Source organism: Aeromonas sp. s7(2024) (assembly GCF_040907825.1).
In the GTDB taxonomy this organism is placed as follows: domain Bacteria; phylum Pseudomonadota; class Gammaproteobacteria; order Enterobacterales; family Aeromonadaceae; genus Aeromonas; species Aeromonas veronii.
In genome coordinates, this window is record NZ_JBFOCM010000026.1 from 79,497 (window position 1) to 95,988 (window position 16,492).

Sequence of the window (16,492 nt, forward strand, 5' to 3'; positions counted from 1 at the left end):
GCCATAAAGAACATAAGACATTGTAAATATTGGACTTTGTTTTTACTGGCTGTTCTTACCTGATCTTGTTTCGTGAGAATTTACCCCGAGAGTACCCCGAAGTAACCTCTTGGGGTACTTTTGGGGGACACTCATGAAGATCAGCATCGAATTCCGCGAACCGGACGCCGAAGGCAAGCGCACTGCGCGCTTAACCTACTACGCCGGCTCCTACCTTGATCCCGCCACAGGCATCCGCAAGCACAAGCGCAGCAGAGAGCCCCTGGATCTCTTCCTGTACGACAAGCCGCGTACCCCGGCACAGCGGCTTCACAACAAAGAAACCCAGCGGGCAGCCGAAGCCATTCGCGCCAAGCGGCTCTTCGAATACGAGACCGGCAAACACCATCTGGATTTATCGAGCGCCCACAAGGCCAGCTTCTTTGAGTACTTCCAGGAAGTGACCGACCAAAAGGCGGCAGGCAGCAAGAGCAACTATTCCATCTGGGTGTCTACCCTCAAGCATTTGCGCCAGTACCATAAACTGCCTGATTTGACTTTCGAGGAGGTCGATCAGCTGTTCCTGGAGGGTTTTCGGCACTACCTGATGCACAAGGCCCGCACCAAAAGCGGCACGCCACTGAGCCGCAACACCCAAAGTGCCTACTTCAACAAGTTGAGGGCAGCCCTGAACCAAGCAGAGCAGGAGCGGCTGCTGATGGATAATCCGGTACGACGCGTCAAAGTCATCCAGGGGGAGAAGAACAAGCGGGTTTATCTGACCGAAGATGAGGTTCGGGCCATGGCCCAGGCTGAGTGCCGCTATGACGTTCTTAAGCGCGCCTTTCTGTTCTCTTGTTGCACTGGCTTGCGCTGGTCCGACATTCACAAGCTGACCTGGGCCGAGCTGGAGCCTTTCTATGGCCATTACCGTATCGTCTTCACCCAGAAAAAGACCAGCGGCCTGCAATACCTGGATTTGAATGACATGGCGATGCAGCTGATGGGGCGCTCAGGCAAGGCAACAGAGCGGATCTTCAAGGGCCTCAAGTACTCGGCTTGGCACAACATGGAGCTCACCCGGTGGGCGTTGCAGGCGGGTATAACCAAGAAGGTAACCTTCCACAGCGCGCGTCATACCTTCGCCGTCATCCAGCTTAACCGCGGCGTCGATATCTATGCCCTCTCCCGCTTGCTGGGACACAGTGAGCTGAGAACCACAGAGATCTATGCAGACATCCTTGAATCACGGCGTAGAGATGCCATGCTCGATTTTCCCAACGTATTGGAGTGATAGAAGCACCCTCGACGAGATCATGGCCAGGAAGAGCCAACAAATAGGCCAGCGCGACCATGCGCTGGCCTAGATTATCTTAGATAATATAGATCGGATTTCAGGATCGCCCTGCAGCCCAAGCGGTAACTGGGTTTCACTGAATTGGCTTGTGACCGTTATCGTGAACTTTGTGACCACTTTCGTGATAGTTTGTGACCGTTATCGTGATAGTGCAGGCCGGCCGATGGTAAACCGCCCCTTGGCATGTTCGCAGATAGACCAGCCCAAAGCAGTCAGCTCATCCAATGCCTTACGAACTCTTGATTGCCGCTTGCGATGGGTGGCCGTGCTGACCTCATCGGGAAAGGCATAAGCGACCAAGGTGTCTAACTGCACTGCCCTTTTCTGACCACAATCCACCCAGGCACATAGCCGCTGATGCAACAACCGAGCGATGCTGCCATTCAAGTGCCGAACTTCTGTCATGTCGATACGAACATGGCGACCATTACCCATAATGGCGTAGGTCAGCAAGGGATTAAGCGCCAAAAAAAGTCCATCAGTCTGAGTGTCACTGACATAGTTCGCCAATAAGCGAAAGCCGCTACGCTGGCCAGCCACCTTTGCGATCACCGACACCTTCCACAATCGCTCGATACAGCAACGTACAGTATTGGTATCCCGAGGATTGGCGTATCCAACCTCCTTGGCCAGTTTGCGCAGGCTGCTTCTGACCACCAATACCCTTTGCTGGTTGGCAGCCCAACGAAGATCCAGAAGATCTCGCAATATCGCCCCAGTTTCGCTCACCGCAACTGGCTCAATCTCGTTACTTTGTGACTCAAGTCCAGCCAGGGCAACCAACCCCTGAAGCACACGGAGGTCATCTGCACCCAGCGGCTCAGGCCCGGAGAACTCGATCTGATTGCCACCACCGAAACGGTAAATCACCTCCAGCTTGTCACGGCGGCGTTGGCCATGCGAGATCGCCCTAAACAACCCGGGTGCAAGACAGTGCATATGGTCATGCCTAGCATGAGTCAATTCAAAGCAAGACACGTTTGCCTCCCGCTCGGCGTGTTACGCCCAACCTAGCGGGAGCGGGATACAGCACGCCACCTTCCCCCCGCACCAACCAGCGCTCCGGTAGTGGCGGCCCATAATTACTTTTGCTTACCCCAAACCGCACGTGAAGCTTGCTCTTCTCTGCCGATACTCCCAGCTGCTGCGCCTCTTTCTTGGTCATAGTGGCGAGGTAGCCCTGCCAGCGCACATTGTCTACCAGCACCGACGAACCACGGCTTGCCTGCTGCAGATCGCCAACTTCTTGGAATACTGCGGATTTGCTGGTGTGGTGTACAAACAACACAGCGCATCCCAGCCTCATGGCCAGCCGCTCCAACTGACCCAGTACCTGCGTCATGGCACAGGCCGCGTTCTCGTCGGCATCGTGGAAGCGCCTCAAAGTATCGATGACAATCAACCTCACCCCTTCAGCCCATATAGCAATCGCTTCCCACCAATGGCTATCCAGCACATTCGGACTGGAGCCCTGCAGCGGTATAAGACGAAGGTTTCGTTCGACGTTGGCACGAAGTTCAGCATCAAGACCTCCGCCCAAGGCAAACAAGCGCTGGTGCAGTACAGGCCAAGGGTCCTCAGCAGGCAGGTAGAGCACGGTTCCCCTGCCCAGCTTGCCAAGTCCAATCCAATCCGGCCCACCGGCGATCTGCATTGCCAGTTGCAATGCCAACATCGATTTGCCCACCCCTCCCGGTGACACCAACGCACCAACGCAGCCAACAGGCAGCCCCGGTAGGACAAAATCGAGGGGTTTCGGAGGTTCAATAAAAGCCGACCGGAGATCCCGGGGGCAGAGAGATGTAATCAGATCCTGTGTCATACCCACCTCACAACCGCCCATGGCTAGCTTGCCGCACACGCTTGGTTACATGCTCAGTGAGTTCGGCGTCTGGTGAAATGCGGTGGGAGAGCAGCCAGTCCAGCAGCTCAACGCGCTTGAAGTAGATCTTTTTGCCTTGTGGCTTGTAATGCGGCAGACGCTTTTCACTGGTCAGCCGGTACACATAGCAGACAGAAACCCCCAGCAACTCAGCGCACTCCTCGGCAGAAAGCACCTCTTTTTGCGCCTGTCCTTGCTGGATTACCAACTGCTTAAGCTCATAAAGCTCTTTCAGGATTGCCCCATTCGGATCACTGAAAACTGACGAATTTTGTTCGCGCATGCAGATTGTCTCCTAGTTACAAACATCAGCATGCAAGAGCGTACCGGGGACCTAACGAAATCCAGACCGCTGTAAGTGCCCGTTTTGGGCACTTACAGCGTTTTCTGGAAAATTTTCGGATGTGAAATTTAAGATGGGAACAGGAAGGGGGGTTGGTAGAGCCAAATGACATTTGGGCGAGAGACCGCCAGTAAAGTCATTAGGCTCCACTAGGTTGGCTATCCCAAGCCAACCACAGGCTCAGCGATGGTTCATTTCTTTGATCCAATCGGCCACGCTATCAGGGTCGGCAAGCAGCTGGGCGAGCGGCAGATGATTGGAGCAGATCTCAAGCTGATGACATTTGTCACTTTGCTGCCAGTCAGGTTGATGAGCAGGCCAGCTAACCTGCTTGAGCAGATCCCAGAGGTGGTTATCACTATCCTGCAGGCAACGGTACAGATTTACTTCAACCACGGCGTTGCCAGACAGTTGCAAAGGATCAGGCTGACCCTTCGTATGTGCACGCAAGGCTGAGTTTTGACGGAAATCATCATCGATATAGAGGCGAAAAATCAGCGTCTTATCACCTTGCAGAGCCTTATCGCCATTCCTGTCCCGGTAAGCGTGATTCGATGCAAACAGTGGCAGATAGTCCCATGCCCAGCTGCTGGAAGGGCGGGTTCCTGAGCGGCAGGGGCGGCTATTTTCGCTGGGCTCCCAATACCAGAACTCGGCGTCCAGCGCCTGACTGGCGATCTGATCGAATAGCGGGAGGATACGCTGGTAGAAACCGGCTGCGAGTCGGTGAGCTTGTTGCAGTTGGGTCACCAGCTGGGTGGTCTGTTCAAGATCGTGTGGCATGACGGCATCCTTAGCCAGAGTCAGTGATTCAAAAAAGAGAAATCGGGGCGAGATAGGTGGAATGTCCCGGCATAATCGAGCAGAGCAGCCCAACCAGTAGGCTCAGCGGGTGGGGTAATTTGCCGCTCTGACATCACCCCGCAATCCAGATCCAGCCGCCCTGCGTAGGCAAACAACGGCGCCCATTCAGGTACCACCGGGGCCATGCCAAACAGCTCAAACGCCTGCAGCCACTCATCGCGGATGGCGCGATCCTGACGGCAGGATTCAAACTCGGAGGCAGTTTGCAGATAGCGGCGCAGTGGCTCCCATTCACGCAAGGTCATCTGGACAAAGCGCTTCGGCAGATCGGGGGGAGACAGCGGAGCGACAGGGATATTGCCAAGTGCCACGTAATAGAGCCGGTCTTCATAGTCATCAAACTCGGCTTCACTGACCACAGCATTGACCTGCGCCAGCCACTGCTCCCGATACTGGTCGCCACCGAACGGGGGCTTCACCTCGATAACCACCAGCGTGTCGTCAAAGTGGAGCAGCACATCGGGCTCGACATAACGGCGATCCTGCAGCGATACCAGTTTTGGCCACAGCTCCAGCCGTTGAAAGCTGGCCGGGTCTAGCGGATTGTCACCGAGTAGAAAGTGCAGCACGGCCCCCAGAGTACCGTCCGAGAGGTGGGGCAGACGGCCAAAGAAAGTGGCAGTTAGCAGATCTTCGCTGCCTTTAAACAGGTCGCGCCAGCGCAGGGATTCCCCTTCCCGCTCGATACGCCCAGCCTTGCCATGCAGGATTGCATGTAGCATCGCAACTCCTTGTAATATTGATATTTCAAGCAGGCTCTCACTTAGCTGAAGAGCCTTCGAGATCCTGCTTTGATATCCACTCGACTACCACTCTATCCATCACAAAATGGGGTAAAAATGTTTGACTGAAAGAGGGCGTCTCTTTAAGGTTTCCCGCAACATGACCCCGGCCTCTTGGTTGCTTTGCAACTTACGCCGGGGTTGTTTTTTTGAATCTGTCTTTGTGTCGGCATACACGCCTTATTACTTCGCCATACAGCCAGTCGGTTGCTAATCATCGGGGTAACCGTTACACTTTGCGCATCTCATCTACCAGCCTTTGGCGTCAGCGTAGAAGGAGTTACGGCCCCGTCCTCTCCGGAGGGCGCGGCCAGCTTAATTCCCTCCCCTAGCAGTCAATAACTCCCATACCGTTCCCAGCGCTTGTTGTACTTGCGCCGTTCGTGCTCATGTTCGATGAAAAATGCCGTCCACGGCAGGATGTATTCTCCTCGATCATCCAGCACGACTAGGTAGCCTTCCGCTTCAAACCAGATATGGATGCGTTGTTGCTTGCCACGAGGCTCAGCCCACACCTTCAGCTCAGGATCGCTATCATTCTCGATGATGGGTTTGGGCCAGCGGATGCGTTCGCATCGACGTAAATCGGGTTCTCGCTCTGCTTCAACTTCTCCAGTTGAAATCATGTGCCAGAAGGTCGCTGATTTCCCGGCATATTCAGGATGACGTTTCAGACCAAGACGCTTGCCTCTGAACTCGGGTTTGTTGAGTACAAAGTCTTGTTCGAAGGCCGCATAAACAGCAGAGAAAAAACGCCCCCAATCACCGCCAGAGGCGGTCATCAGAATGAGGTCAGGTAGCCATATAGGTTGCATCACCATCCACCCCTGCTGCACCAGACCATCAGATTGAACTTGCTCTCTCGCAGAAGGGTATTGTGTGTCAGCTTGTAACCACTTCGTTGCCGTATTCTTTCAATCAACGCCAGCTTGGCTTGGCTGCTGGTCAACCCTCGATGCAGATAGCTCAGGGCTCCGATCAAAAGATCCGCAACTTGCAGCAACTCGGCTTCATGAGAGTGGATCCGCTGCACCCGATGAATGATTTTCTTCGAGTAGTCATACGTGTTATTGCACAAAACATCATGCAACTTGCTGATCTTCTCATGCCCCAAGGTATCCTTGATATCGATATAGACTCGATAGCCATTCTGCGGCTCAAAGATCGTCTTCAACATGACGAAATACATTTTGTAGTACCAGTCGTCATGACTCTGCCCAAACGCTTCATGATTTAGCTGTGATTTATCCGGGATAACCAGACCACGAAAGTGAAGGTCATCATCATCGAAAAAGTAATCCAGCAGGTCACGATAGAAGGCGAGTTTCGACTGACTAACCTTGGTCCACTTCACCTCGAAATCCGGCGCCAACCCATGCTTTTGCTTGATCTCCCGCAAGCGACGCACGATCTCGTGGCGCTTATCCAGCGGACACCATACAGCCCCAAGCACCATGGCCGATTGACCATCGTTCTCCAGATGGCAGGACTCATCACAATAGACATTAAATATGCGGCTCATCAGGCAAGGGCTCCTTCCACCAGCGACTCGGCCAAGGCAAGTTGGGTCTGCTGGCTGGTTTGCAGGCGGGATTTAAGTTGATCGCAGAGTGTCGTCAGTTCATCGACTTTAGCTACTATCAATTTTTGTACCGCAGTAGGAGGTAGAGGAATTGAATATTCATTCAGTTTTGCACCAACAAAATGCTTAATTGTTGCTCCTGTAAAATACTGTTCTAAGGTTCCCGTAGCAGCATCATTAGTTAAACAAATTTGTAAATACTCTGCCATTACCCCTTGATAAGGCCTTGCTCGGTGCAGTGCTTTTTGAAAATACATTTCCTTATTATGATGCTTCCAAATAGCACATCTTCCAGGTTCACCACCTTCACATATCAATAAATCACCATACCTAAGAGCTAGCTCATCTTTTTCATTATCATCGATTTTCATTTGTTTTATATCATCAAGCTCAATCAGATCCCACTGCACATTTGTATTTCTTAAATATGGCAATTCATTGCCAATATTTTTTGCATTATCGAGCATTTTTCCAAGGCGAGAGTGTGCAACTTGGCTAAATCTAACCCATTCCCAACCTATTGGTAGCTCAAATAGCTGTTCCTCCGCCCGAATCATCGGCAGCGGTTTCTCTTTTTTGATTTTCTTCTCTTTGACCAGCAGCGCCTTTTCGGCAGCGATGCGTTCCAGCAGGGCGGAGGCGGGTTCATCGCTTGGGTCTTGCGGTACCAGCTTACCCATTACTGCCAGTTGCAGGATGGTCTGTTTCAAGGCGTCGATGCTGGCCTCAGTGGTAAAGAGGGTATCGAAATGAGTGCTTAGCCGCGCCCAGTTTTGCGCCAACTCGTCGGCATCGCAGGAGTCTGTCAGTGTGGCGAGCAGGGTCTCCACCAGCGTCTGATGGGCCGCCAACTGCGATTCGCTGCACTGCTCCAACTGGTCGCAGAGGGCCATAAGCTCATCCACTTTGGCAACGATGCGGTGCTGTTCTGCAAATGGCGGAATTGGCAATGGATAGAATGAGAAAAAGTCCTTGGCAAGTCGCTTTTGACCTGCGGTTCCGGTCATTCCTGCCTCACCTTTTTTGAGATATATAGGCGATTTTATATTTAATAATATAAAGAATGCTGAAACATAATCTGTATATGGTCTAGCTATATGAAGCTCTGTCGTTCCTGCACCTATTCCATTAGTTAAACCACGAAAAACTGCAGCCTTACTATTCTCAAAGCATGGTGTTATTTTTGCTATGCCAATATCCCCATTAGAAAAATGGGTAAAACCTTTCTTTATCTCGCCCCACTTCCTTGCTTCAAATTCATGCTGCCCGTTATATGCGGTGCTGATTAAAGACATGGGTACAAATGATGCGTCAACAGTATCATCGCTTTCATTACGTGGATTGATCTCTGCGATCTCTGCAAGCATTGACCACACCCACCCATCCGGTAATTCAAACGGCTTCTCTTCCTCACCAATTTCTGGCAAGGCTTTGGGCTTTTTAATCTTGCCCTCTTTCACCAGCCGCGTCTTTTCGGCGGCGATCCGTTCCAACAGCACGGAGGCCGGTTCATCGCTGGGGTCTTGCGGCACCAATTTACCGCGCACGGCCAGCTCTAGGATCAGCTCTCGCAGCTTTTTGATGCCGGTGAGTTCCAGCTTGCTGTTGCTACCGCGCCCGGCACTGCTTTTGGGGCGAACCGCCGCGGTCCATAGATCCAGGTGGTCGGTAATCAGATTCTCGATCGCCATTATGCCTGCCCCCCTTGCTTGGCCGCACCTTTGCCCAAGGCGTCGCCCAGAATGGCTTTTAGCTGGTTACGCAGGGTCTGAATTTCAGCCTGTTCTTTGGCATAGCGCGCCAGCAGCTCCTCAGGGTCGTGGCTTATCTGCTCACCAACATGGGGGTTTTTGATATCGAGGTTAAAGTTGCGCTCGATAATGGTGTCGATGCTGACCTTCCAGGCTTGCTCGGTCTCTACCCGGGCGGCAAAGCCGTCCGCCTCATCGCCCCACCAGGCGATCTCGGCTTCAAACTCCTCGAACTTCATCGGTTTGGTCTTGCTGTAGTTTTTCACCCCAGCCGGATAGGGGTGCTCATAGAACCAGACATCCTTGGTGGGCTGACCCTTGGTGAAGAAGAGGATATTGGTCTTAATGCCGGTATAGGGGGCAAACACGCCGTTGGGCAGCCGCACTATGGTGTGCAGGTTGCACTCGCTGGTGAGCAGTTGCTTGATCTTGGTTTTGACCCCTTCGCCAAACAGGGTGCCATCAGGCAGCACCACGGCGGCGCGACCGCCCTTTTTCAGGATCTCGATAATCAGCTGCAGGAACAGGTCGGCAGTTTCGCGCGTGCGCAGATCGGCCGGGAAGTTCTGCTCGATGCCATCCTCTTCGGTACCACCAAAGGGCGGGTTGGTGAGGATCACATCGATATCGCTATCCCAGCTCGACAGCGGTTTGTCGAGGGTGTTGCCATGGCGAATTTGCACCGGCACCTCGATGCCGTGCAGCAGCATATTGGTAGTGCAAAGGAGGTGCGGCAGCTGCTTCTTCTCGACCCCCAAGATCTGCTGCTGCAGAGTCTGGTGGTCGGCTGAGGTCTCGACATAGTGCTCTTTGACATGATCGAAGGCGCAGGCGAGAAAGCCGCCGGTACCGCAGGCCGGGTCCATGATCCGCTCGCCGAGTTTGGGGTCGATGCGGTTGACCATAAAGCGGGTGACGGCGCGGGGGGTGTAGAACTCGCCCGCGTTACCGGCGCTTTGCAGGTCGCGCAGGATCTGCTCGTAGATATCACCAAACAGGTGGCGCTCACTGCTGTCGGTGAAGTCGATCTCGTTTAGCTTGTTAATCACCTGCTTGAGCAGGGTGCCGTTCTTCATGTAGTTGAAGGCATCGCTGAACGCCTCTTTCACCACATAGCCACGGGGGTTGAGATCGATATTGGCAGGCTGGTTTTTCAGGCTGTCGAACAGGTCGTTGTTGACGAAATCGAGCAGGGCATCGCCTGTCAGCCCTTCACTATCGGCCGCCCAGTTGCGCCACAGGAAGCGCTCGGGGATGGGGCAGCGGTAGTTATCCTGCTCAAACTCCAACTCCTCTTCCTGGGCGTCGAACACTTTCAAAAACAGCAGCCAGGAGAGCTGGCCGAGGCGCTGGGCATCGCCGTCGATACCGGCGTCCTTGCGCATGATGTCCTGAATGGATTTGATGACTGAGCTGATGGATGACATGGAATTCTCTGCTTTTTACAAAAATGATGACGAATACAGGGGCGAATGCGTCAGGAGTATCGATAAAACAAGCGGCCATCATTGGAATGGCCGCATGGTAGTTCAGAAGCAGTCAGGTCGTCAGGCGCTCTGCTGCTCACGGTAAATTTCTTGCTCCAGTTCGGTGATGGCCTGCTCGAACTGTTTGGGGCCACCAAAACCCTTCTTGGCCAACTCCAGCGGGCGCCCCAACTCGGTAAAGGGGGCGACTTTTAGCGCATCCTTGGTCTCAATCTCGGTCACCCCCTGATCGGCATACTTGTCGAGCAGTCTGGTAAGAACCTGCTGGGCGGTGTCGTTGTACTTGGTGAAGTAGTTGCGCTTTTTGACGTTGTTGGCCCGCTCGCGGCGGGTCAGTGGCGGCTGATCGTATACCACATGGCAGATAAGGTCGAACGGGTCGAGCTCCTTGCCCACTTCCTGCTCCAACACCTCCCACAGCACGCCCGCCTGAGCCAATTCATCCATAATGGCTTGCTTGCGTTCGGCGGCTTGCCAGCGTTTGGTGAACGCATCGAGGGTGGCAAACTCTTTGAGCAGGGTCTTTTTGGTGTAGTCCTTGAAGGATTCGGTCACCAACTTGCCATCGGCATCGTAATACTGCACCCGCTCGGCGATGACGCTGACCGCCACGCCGTTGACATAATACTTGCTGACCCCGGGCTCGGGGCCACCCAGCGGGCCTGCGCCCTGGCCCCCAGCGCTACTCTGGCCACCATCACTACCGGTTGTGTAGCTGCCGGGTTGTTCATCGACTCCGGGAGCAAACGGATCGTCATTGTCGCCGGGTTCATCGGTTGGCAGCAGATCGGCATCGCCGATGATATCGCCCAAGCCTTCATCCGGATTGTTGATGTCTGCCGGTTTGATCACCATGACGCGCTCCGGCTCGCCGTCGAAACGGGGATCGGCAAACAGCTCGGTGGCCTTCTTGAAGTCGAGAATGGTGAACCAGAGCTTGCCGTACTTGTCATCGATGCGGGTACCACGGCCGATGATCTGCTTGAACTTGGTCATGGACTGGATATTTTGGTCCAGCACAACCAGCTTGCAGGTTTTGGCATCGACGCCAGTGGTCATCAGCTCGGAAGTAGTGGCGATGACCGGATAGGGCTTTTTCGGCTCAATGAAGTTCTCAAGCTGCCCCTTACCCAACTCATCATCGCCGGTGATTTTCATCACATAGCGCTCATCCTTGGCCATCTGTTCCGGGTTGAGGTTGACCAACGCCCGTCGCATCCGGTCGGCATGATCGATGTCGTTGCAGAACACGATGGTCTTGGCCATCGGGTCGGTTTTCTTGAGGTAGTTGGTGATGGTTTCGGCCACCAGCTGGGTACGCTCGTCGATCACCAGAGTGCGGTCAAAATCCTTCTGGTTATAGATACGGTCTTCAATCAGGTTGCCCTGTTTGTCCATCTGCCCTTTGGTGGGACGCCACCCCTGCAGATCGACATCGATATCGACCCGCACCACCTTGTAGGGGGCAAGAAAACCATCTTCGATTCCCTCTTTGAGGGAGTAGGTATAAACAGGGTCACCGAAATAATCGGTGCTGGAGACGGTTGCGGTCTCTTTGGGCGTGGCAGTGAGACCAATCTGGGTGGCCGATGAGAAGTATTCGAGGATCTCGCGCCAGGCGCTGTCTTCGGCGGCGCTGCCCCGATGGCACTCATCCACCACGATCAGGTCGAAGAAACCGGGTGAGACCTGCTTGAAGGCTTTCTGTGACTCTTCTGGTCCGGTGAGCGCCTGATAGAGGGCAAGGTGGATCTCATAGGCAGGATCGACAGTACGCCCAGTGACCTTGGCCATGGCCGAGCCAAAAGGCTGAAAATCATTACGCTTGGTTTGTTCCACCAGCGCATTCCGATCGGCCAAAAACAGGATGCGCTTCTTGGCGCCCGCCTTCCACAAACGCCAAATGATCTGGAATGCGGTGTAGGTCTTGCCGGTGCCGGTGGCCATCACCAGCAATACCCGATCCTCACCTTTCGAGATGGCTTCTACGGTCTTGTTGATGGCCTGCAGCTGGTAATAGCGGGGAGATTTGCCGCTGCCATCCGAGTAGTAGTCCTGACTGATGACAGGCAACTGTGCCTGGGTGTAACCCTTCCAGGTGCAGAGTTTGTCCCAAAGCTGGCCGGGGCTGGGGAAGTCCTCCAGCGCGATCTCGGATTCCAGCTTGGCCGGATTGGTCTTGTCATGAAATACAAAACCATCGCCGTTGCTGGCAAATACGAACGGCACATCCAGCAGACGGGCATAATCGAGCCCCTGCTGCATCCCCTTGCCAATCTCATGCTTGTTGGCTTTGGCCTCGATCACCGCCAGTGGCAAGCCCATCTTGTGATAGAGCACGATATCGGCCGATTTGACCTTCTTGCGTGCCGCCATCTGGCCGCGCACCACCACCTTGCCATCCCGCAGCTTCACCTCTTGGCGAACCTGAGTCAGGTCATCCCACCCCGCAGCCTTGATAGCAGGCAGCAGGTATTTCGAGATGATGTCGGCTTCGGTGAGGGTTGCTTTGTTGATCTCGGCCATGAGCACTCTTCCGGTCGGGGGACAATATTGCTCAAGATTCTCTCATAAATTCAGCCGGGTTTTATTGATTTCAGACTCATAAAGCAACATGGGTGCAGCTCTTGATGGCATGCCTTCGGGTCAAGGAAACGTCTGGTAATGGCGTAACTAGGTCGTAGTGAATGATTGTTGAAGGGCATCGCTTGAGTTAGTCCCATAGCAAGTCAGCCGGTTTGGCTCTCGCTGAATGCAGAGGCCAAGATTCCAGATAGATAGGAATCTGCCCCCATCAATTCCAGCACACCGGGTTTTCCCACTCACCTCAGACAGAGTGGCCAACATTCCAGAGCGAAAAACAGCACGAACATTCCAGATAGATGGGAAGGCCCCTATCAATATTCCAGGTGCTCGTTCTGAAGCGACATTCCACTATCTGGAATATCCGCACCAAGATTCCAGATAGATAGTTATGTGGAAAGGAATTGGACAGGGATTGGCCGGGGATAAGGGCGCTGATTCCACTGGTCAATAAGCCACTGGATTCCAGTACTCCAACTTTGTCACGAACGAACAAAGTCAACATTTTCAATAAGTTGATTGAATACCAAGACCTTCAGTGCCATGCTGAAATCATGTTCATTGGTGGAGTAACACGATGGATGCGTTCAGTTGGGGAATGGTAGGCTTGCTGGCCTTCTTCACGCTTGTCTTCGTGTGGAGTCTGTATAGCTACAAGGCGCATGCAAAAGAGAGACACCATGAAACCGATCGCTGATATCGCCCTCATGGCGTTGGTTGCGCTGGGCTTGATGGCACTTGGCGACACGCTGTTTGCATGGCTACTGATCTGCCTGCCACCGGTTTACTGGTGCTGGCCAATACTGGCCTGGGCTACCAGGCGCCCCATCACGGCCAGGTTGCAGTTAATGGCTCTTGCCGCACTCGCCTGCTGGCACTGGCCCGCCGGGCTGTTCACTGCGCTGAGCATCGCTCTTATCTGGACAGCGAAAACCCTCAAGACAACCCCACGCCCAAAACGCAAGGGTGGGCCGGTCATCAAAAATTACTACTTCTGGAGCTAACTGCGCGCCTCCTTGGCCACACTGGCGATAAGGTACCTTGAGCAACCAAGCATCTCCTGAATCGCGGAATAACTGTGGCCTGTCACCAACAGCCTGGCGATGTGCTGACGCTTCTTCTCATCCTTCTGCCTACCACGGTATTTCCCTTCATCCCTGGCCTTGGCAATACCCTGCTGCTGCCTGCGACGGCGATCTTCATAGTCTTTACGAGCGACGGCTGCGAGCATATCCAACAGCATGCCATTTACAGCCTGCAAAATGGCGCTGGTGAACTCGGAGCGGCTGTCCCCCTGTAATGCCACCCAGGAAGTCGGAAGCTCAGGAGAAACGATGGAGAGCTGTTTCTGTGCCAAAAGCTGCTTCAGTGTTTGCCAATCCGTCTGATTGAGACGGGCCAGACGATCAATCTGCTCTACCAGCACAATGTCACGATCTGCAGCGTCGCGGATCAGCCTCATAAGCTCAGGCCTGTCCAGCGTCGCTCCCGACTCATTCTCCACATAGAAACTGGCAATCTGATGGCCATGCTCAGCAGCAAAACCTATCAGAAGCTCTCGTGCCCGCTCAGCATCCTGTTCCACTGTCGATGCACGTAAATACGCCCGTATGAACATTGAAACCCCCATCGGTCTGTTTAAAGTGGTTCCTAATTATTGGTTCAATATGTCATTTTCAGAAGACGACTGCACCAGTTGATTGGGCGTAATGGCTGTTGTGCAGCCAGCTCCTGACAGTTCAATATCAGAAGTGATCTGCACCAATCTCGACTATGCTCAATACTCGTGTGCACCAAAGCGAGGTGAGCATGGCGACGGACACCCCACGGATTCCAGAACAAGGCGTGGCCACTCTGCCTGATGAGGCTTGGGAGCGTGCGCGCCGTCGTGCGGAGATCATCAGTCCGTTGGCGCAGTCGGAGACGGTCGGGCACGAAGCGGCCGATATGGCGGCTCAGGCGCTGGGCTTGTCTCGGCGCCAGGTATACGTTCTGATCCGGCGTGCCCGGCAAGGCAGCGGCCTCGTGACGGATCTGGTGCCCGGCCAGTCCGGTGGAGGTAAAGGTAAGGGGCGCTTGCCGGAACCGGTCGAGCGCGTCATCCACGAGCTACTGCAAAAGCGGTTCCTGACCAAGCAGAAGCGCAGCCTAGCGGCCTTTCACCGCGAAGTCACTCAGGTGTGCAAGGCTCAAAAACTGCGAGTGCCGGCGCGCAATACCGTGGCCTTACGGATCGCTAGCCTTGACCCGCGCAAGGTCATCCGCCGGCGGGAAGGCCAGGATGCCGCTCGTGACCTACAAGGTGTGGGCGGCGAGCCTCCTGCCGTGACCGCGCCGCTGGAGCAGGTGCAGATAGACCATACGGTCATCGACCTGATCGTGGTCGATGACCGCGACCGGCAACCTATTGGCCGCCCGTACCTGACCCTCGCCATCGACGTGTTCACCCGCTGCGTGCTCGGCATGGTCGTCACGCTGGAAGCGCCGTCTGCCGTTTCGGTTGGCCTGTGCCTCGTGCATGTCGCCTGCGACAAGCGCCCTTGGCTGGAAGGACTGAACGTGGAAATGGATTGGCAGATGAGCGGCAAGCCCTTGCTGCTCTACCTAGACAACGCGGCCGAGTTCAAGAGCGAGGCCCTGCGCCGGGGTTGCGAGCAGCATGGCATCCGGCTGGACTATCGCCCGCTGGGACAGCCGCACTATGGCGGCATCGTGGAACGGATCATCGGCACGGCGATGCAGATGATTCACGACGAACTGCCGGGAACGACCTTCTCCAACCCTGACCAGCGCGGCGACTACGATTCCGAAAACAAGGCCGCCCTGACGCTGCGCGAGCTAGAGCGCTGGCTCACATTGGCGGTCGGCACCTACCACGGTTCGGTGCACAACGGCCTGCTCCAACCGCCGGCCGCGCGCTGGGCCGAGGCCGTGGCGCGTGTCGGCGTACCGGCCGTCGTCACACGCGCTACTTCGTTCCTGGTCGATTTTCTGCCGATCCTCCGGCGCACGCTGACCCGCACCGGCTTTGTCATCGACCACATCCACTACTACGCCGATGGGCACTGTTGCAAATAGTCGGTGGTGATAAACTTATCATCCCCTTTTGCTGATGGAGCTGCACATGAACCCATTCAAAGGCCGGCATTTTCAGCGTGACATCATTCTGTGGGCCGTACGCTGGTACTGCAAATACGGCATCAGTTACCGTGAGCTGCAGGAGATGCTGGCTGAACGCGGAGTGAATGTCGATCACTCCACGATTTACCGCTGGGTTCAGCGTTATGCGCCTGAAATGGAAAAACGGCTGCGCTGGTACTGGCGTAACCCTTCCGATCTTTGCCCGTGGCACATGGATGAAACCTACGTGAAGGTCAATGGCCGCTGGGCGTATCTGTACCGGGCCGTCGACAGCCGGGGCCGCACTGTCGATTTTTATATCTCCTCCCGTCGTAACAGCAAAGCTGCATACCGGTTTCTGGGTAAAATCCTCAACAACGTGAAGAAGTGGCAGATCCCGCGATTCATCAACACGGATAAAGCGCCCGCCTATGGTCGCGCGCTTGCTCTGCTCAAACGCGAAGGCCGGTGCCCGTCTGACGTTGAACACCGACAGATTAAGTACCGGAACAACGTGATTGAATGCGATCATGGCAAACTGAAACGGATAATCGGCGCCACGCTGGGATTTAAATCCATGAAGACGGCTTACGCCACCATCAAAGGTATTGAGGTGATGCGTGCACTACGCAAAGGCCAGGCCTCAGCATTTTATTATGGTGATCCCCTGGGCGAAATGCGCCTGGTAAGCAGAGTTTTTGAAATGTAAGGCCTTTGAATAAGACAAAAGGCTGCCTCATCGCTAACTTTGCAACAGTGCCG

At 54.5% G+C, this 16,492-nt stretch carries 14 protein-coding genes and 1 pseudogene; 4 read left to right on the top strand and 11 right to left on the bottom strand.

Annotated elements, in window-relative coordinates; genetic code table 11:
- Positions 1–133 precede the first annotated feature (133 nt).
- Positions 134–1,273, top strand: coding sequence for a site-specific integrase (locus tag AB5Y73_RS12455; RefSeq protein WP_047439882.1), 1,140 nt, complete (start codon positions 134–136; stop codon positions 1,271–1,273).
- Between the two features lie 201 nt (positions 1,274–1,474).
- On the opposite strand, the gene repC is transcribed toward AB5Y73_RS12455, so the two are convergent.
- The 10 genes from repC to hsdR form a co-directional block, all read right to left on the bottom strand.
- Positions 1,475–2,275: a replication protein C, IncQ-type gene (gene repC / locus AB5Y73_RS12460; protein ID WP_052200084.1), complete on the bottom strand. Its 801-nt coding sequence runs from the start codon at positions 2,273–2,275 to the stop codon at positions 1,475–1,477.
- 25 nt (positions 2,276–2,300) lie between these two features.
- Positions 2,301–3,179, bottom strand: a complete 879-nt coding sequence (locus AB5Y73_RS12465) for a helicase RepA family protein (protein ID WP_323136994.1) — start codon at positions 3,177–3,179, stop codon at positions 2,301–2,303.
- Positions 3,166–3,501 (bottom strand): helix-turn-helix domain-containing protein, encoded by a 336-nt coding sequence (locus AB5Y73_RS12470; protein WP_015848536.1) that lies wholly within the window; start codon positions 3,499–3,501, stop codon positions 3,166–3,168. The genes AB5Y73_RS12465 and AB5Y73_RS12470 overlap by 14 nt, the downstream gene beginning before the upstream one ends.
- A gap of 240 nt (positions 3,502–3,741) precedes the next feature.
- Positions 3,742–4,344 (bottom strand): hypothetical protein, encoded by a 603-nt coding sequence (locus tag AB5Y73_RS12475; protein ID WP_047439890.1) that lies wholly within the window; start codon positions 4,342–4,344, stop codon positions 3,742–3,744.
- Positions 4,345–4,364: 20 nt separating this feature from the next.
- Positions 4,365–5,147, bottom strand: a complete 783-nt coding sequence (locus AB5Y73_RS12480; protein WP_047439892.1) for a hypothetical protein — start codon at positions 5,145–5,147, stop codon at positions 4,365–4,367.
- Between the two features lie 395 nt (positions 5,148–5,542).
- Positions 5,543–6,028: a hypothetical protein gene (locus AB5Y73_RS12485; protein ID WP_197058106.1), complete on the bottom strand. Its 486-nt coding sequence runs from the start codon at positions 6,026–6,028 to the stop codon at positions 5,543–5,545.
- Positions 6,022–6,729 (bottom strand): DUF3800 domain-containing protein, encoded by a 708-nt coding sequence (locus AB5Y73_RS12490; protein WP_081990753.1) that lies wholly within the window; start codon positions 6,727–6,729, stop codon positions 6,022–6,024. The genes AB5Y73_RS12485 and AB5Y73_RS12490 overlap by 7 nt, the downstream gene beginning before the upstream one ends.
- On the bottom strand, positions 6,729–8,480 hold the full coding sequence (locus AB5Y73_RS12495) for a restriction endonuclease subunit S (protein ID WP_103261036.1): 1,752 nt from the start codon (positions 8,478–8,480) through the stop codon (positions 6,729–6,731). Before AB5Y73_RS12495 ends, AB5Y73_RS12490 begins: the two co-directional genes overlap by 1 nt.
- Positions 8,480–9,967, bottom strand: coding sequence for an N-6 DNA methylase (locus tag AB5Y73_RS12500; protein ID WP_103261035.1), 1,488 nt, complete (start codon positions 9,965–9,967; stop codon positions 8,480–8,482). The genes AB5Y73_RS12495 and AB5Y73_RS12500 overlap by 1 nt, the downstream gene beginning before the upstream one ends.
- A gap of 120 nt (positions 9,968–10,087) precedes the next feature.
- On the bottom strand, positions 10,088–12,553 hold the full coding sequence (gene hsdR, locus AB5Y73_RS12505) for an EcoAI/FtnUII family type I restriction enzme subunit R (protein ID WP_103261034.1): 2,466 nt from the start codon (positions 12,551–12,553) through the stop codon (positions 10,088–10,090).
- A gap of 737 nt (positions 12,554–13,290) precedes the next feature.
- Between hsdR and AB5Y73_RS12510 the strand changes: the two genes are divergently transcribed.
- Entirely contained in the window at positions 13,291–13,614 is a 324-nt protein-coding gene (locus AB5Y73_RS12510; RefSeq protein WP_047439811.1) for a hypothetical protein, read from the top strand.
- On the opposite strand, the gene AB5Y73_RS12515 is transcribed toward AB5Y73_RS12510, so the two are convergent.
- Positions 13,611–14,228 (bottom strand): recombinase family protein, encoded by a 618-nt coding sequence (locus AB5Y73_RS12515; RefSeq protein WP_047439809.1) that lies wholly within the window; start codon positions 14,226–14,228, stop codon positions 13,611–13,613. The two genes, AB5Y73_RS12510 and AB5Y73_RS12515, sit on opposite strands and share 4 nt — an antisense overlap.
- A 191-nt stretch (positions 14,229–14,419) precedes the next feature.
- On the opposite strand from AB5Y73_RS12515, the pseudogene AB5Y73_RS12520 reads away from it, so the two are divergent.
- Positions 14,420–15,670, top strand: a pseudogene (locus tag AB5Y73_RS12520) (transposase); the annotation flags it as partial.
- A 64-nt stretch (positions 15,671–15,734) separates the two neighbouring features.
- A complete protein-coding gene (locus AB5Y73_RS12525; RefSeq protein ID WP_001067834.1) occupies positions 15,735–16,439 on the top strand; it encodes an IS6-like element IS26 family transposase in 705 nt (234 codons plus the stop codon).
- Positions 16,440–16,492 lie beyond the last annotated feature (53 nt).

What these genes read in the sequence shown, in the direction of transcription:
- AB5Y73_RS12455 (WP_047439882.1), top strand. Translation starts at nt 134, where the DNA reads ATGAAGATCAGCATCGAATTCCGCGAACCGGACGCCGAAGGCAAGCGC.
- repC (WP_052200084.1), bottom strand. Translation starts at nt 2,275, where the DNA reads ATGCACTGTCTTGCACCCGGGTTGTTTAGGGCGATCTCGCATGGCCAA.
- AB5Y73_RS12465 (WP_323136994.1), bottom strand. Translation starts at nt 3,179, where the DNA reads ATGGGCGGTTGTGAGGTGGGTATGACACAGGATCTGATTACATCTCTC.
- AB5Y73_RS12470 (WP_015848536.1), bottom strand. Translation starts at nt 3,501, where the DNA reads ATGCGCGAACAAAATTCGTCAGTTTTCAGTGATCCGAATGGGGCAATC.
- AB5Y73_RS12475 (WP_047439890.1), bottom strand. Translation starts at nt 4,344, where the DNA reads ATGCCACACGATCTTGAACAGACCACCCAGCTGGTGACCCAACTGCAA.
- AB5Y73_RS12480 (WP_047439892.1), bottom strand. Translation starts at nt 5,147, where the DNA reads ATGCTACATGCAATCCTGCATGGCAAGGCTGGGCGTATCGAGCGGGAA.
- AB5Y73_RS12485 (WP_197058106.1), bottom strand. Translation starts at nt 6,028, where the DNA reads ATGGTGATGCAACCTATATGGCTACCTGACCTCATTCTGATGACCGCC.
- AB5Y73_RS12490 (WP_081990753.1), bottom strand. Translation starts at nt 6,729, where the DNA reads ATGAGCCGCATATTTAATGTCTATTGTGATGAGTCCTGCCATCTGGAG.
- AB5Y73_RS12495 (WP_103261036.1), bottom strand. Translation starts at nt 8,480, where the DNA reads ATGGCGATCGAGAATCTGATTACCGACCACCTGGATCTATGGACCGCG.
- AB5Y73_RS12500 (WP_103261035.1), bottom strand. Translation starts at nt 9,967, where the DNA reads ATGTCATCCATCAGCTCAGTCATCAAATCCATTCAGGACATCATGCGC.
- hsdR (WP_103261034.1), bottom strand. Translation starts at nt 12,553, where the DNA reads ATGGCCGAGATCAACAAAGCAACCCTCACCGAAGCCGACATCATCTCG.
- AB5Y73_RS12510 (WP_047439811.1), top strand. Translation starts at nt 13,291, where the DNA reads ATGAAACCGATCGCTGATATCGCCCTCATGGCGTTGGTTGCGCTGGGC.
- AB5Y73_RS12515 (WP_047439809.1), bottom strand. Translation starts at nt 14,228, where the DNA reads ATGTTCATACGGGCGTATTTACGTGCATCGACAGTGGAACAGGATGCT.
- AB5Y73_RS12525 (WP_001067834.1), top strand. Translation starts at nt 15,735, where the DNA reads ATGAACCCATTCAAAGGCCGGCATTTTCAGCGTGACATCATTCTGTGG.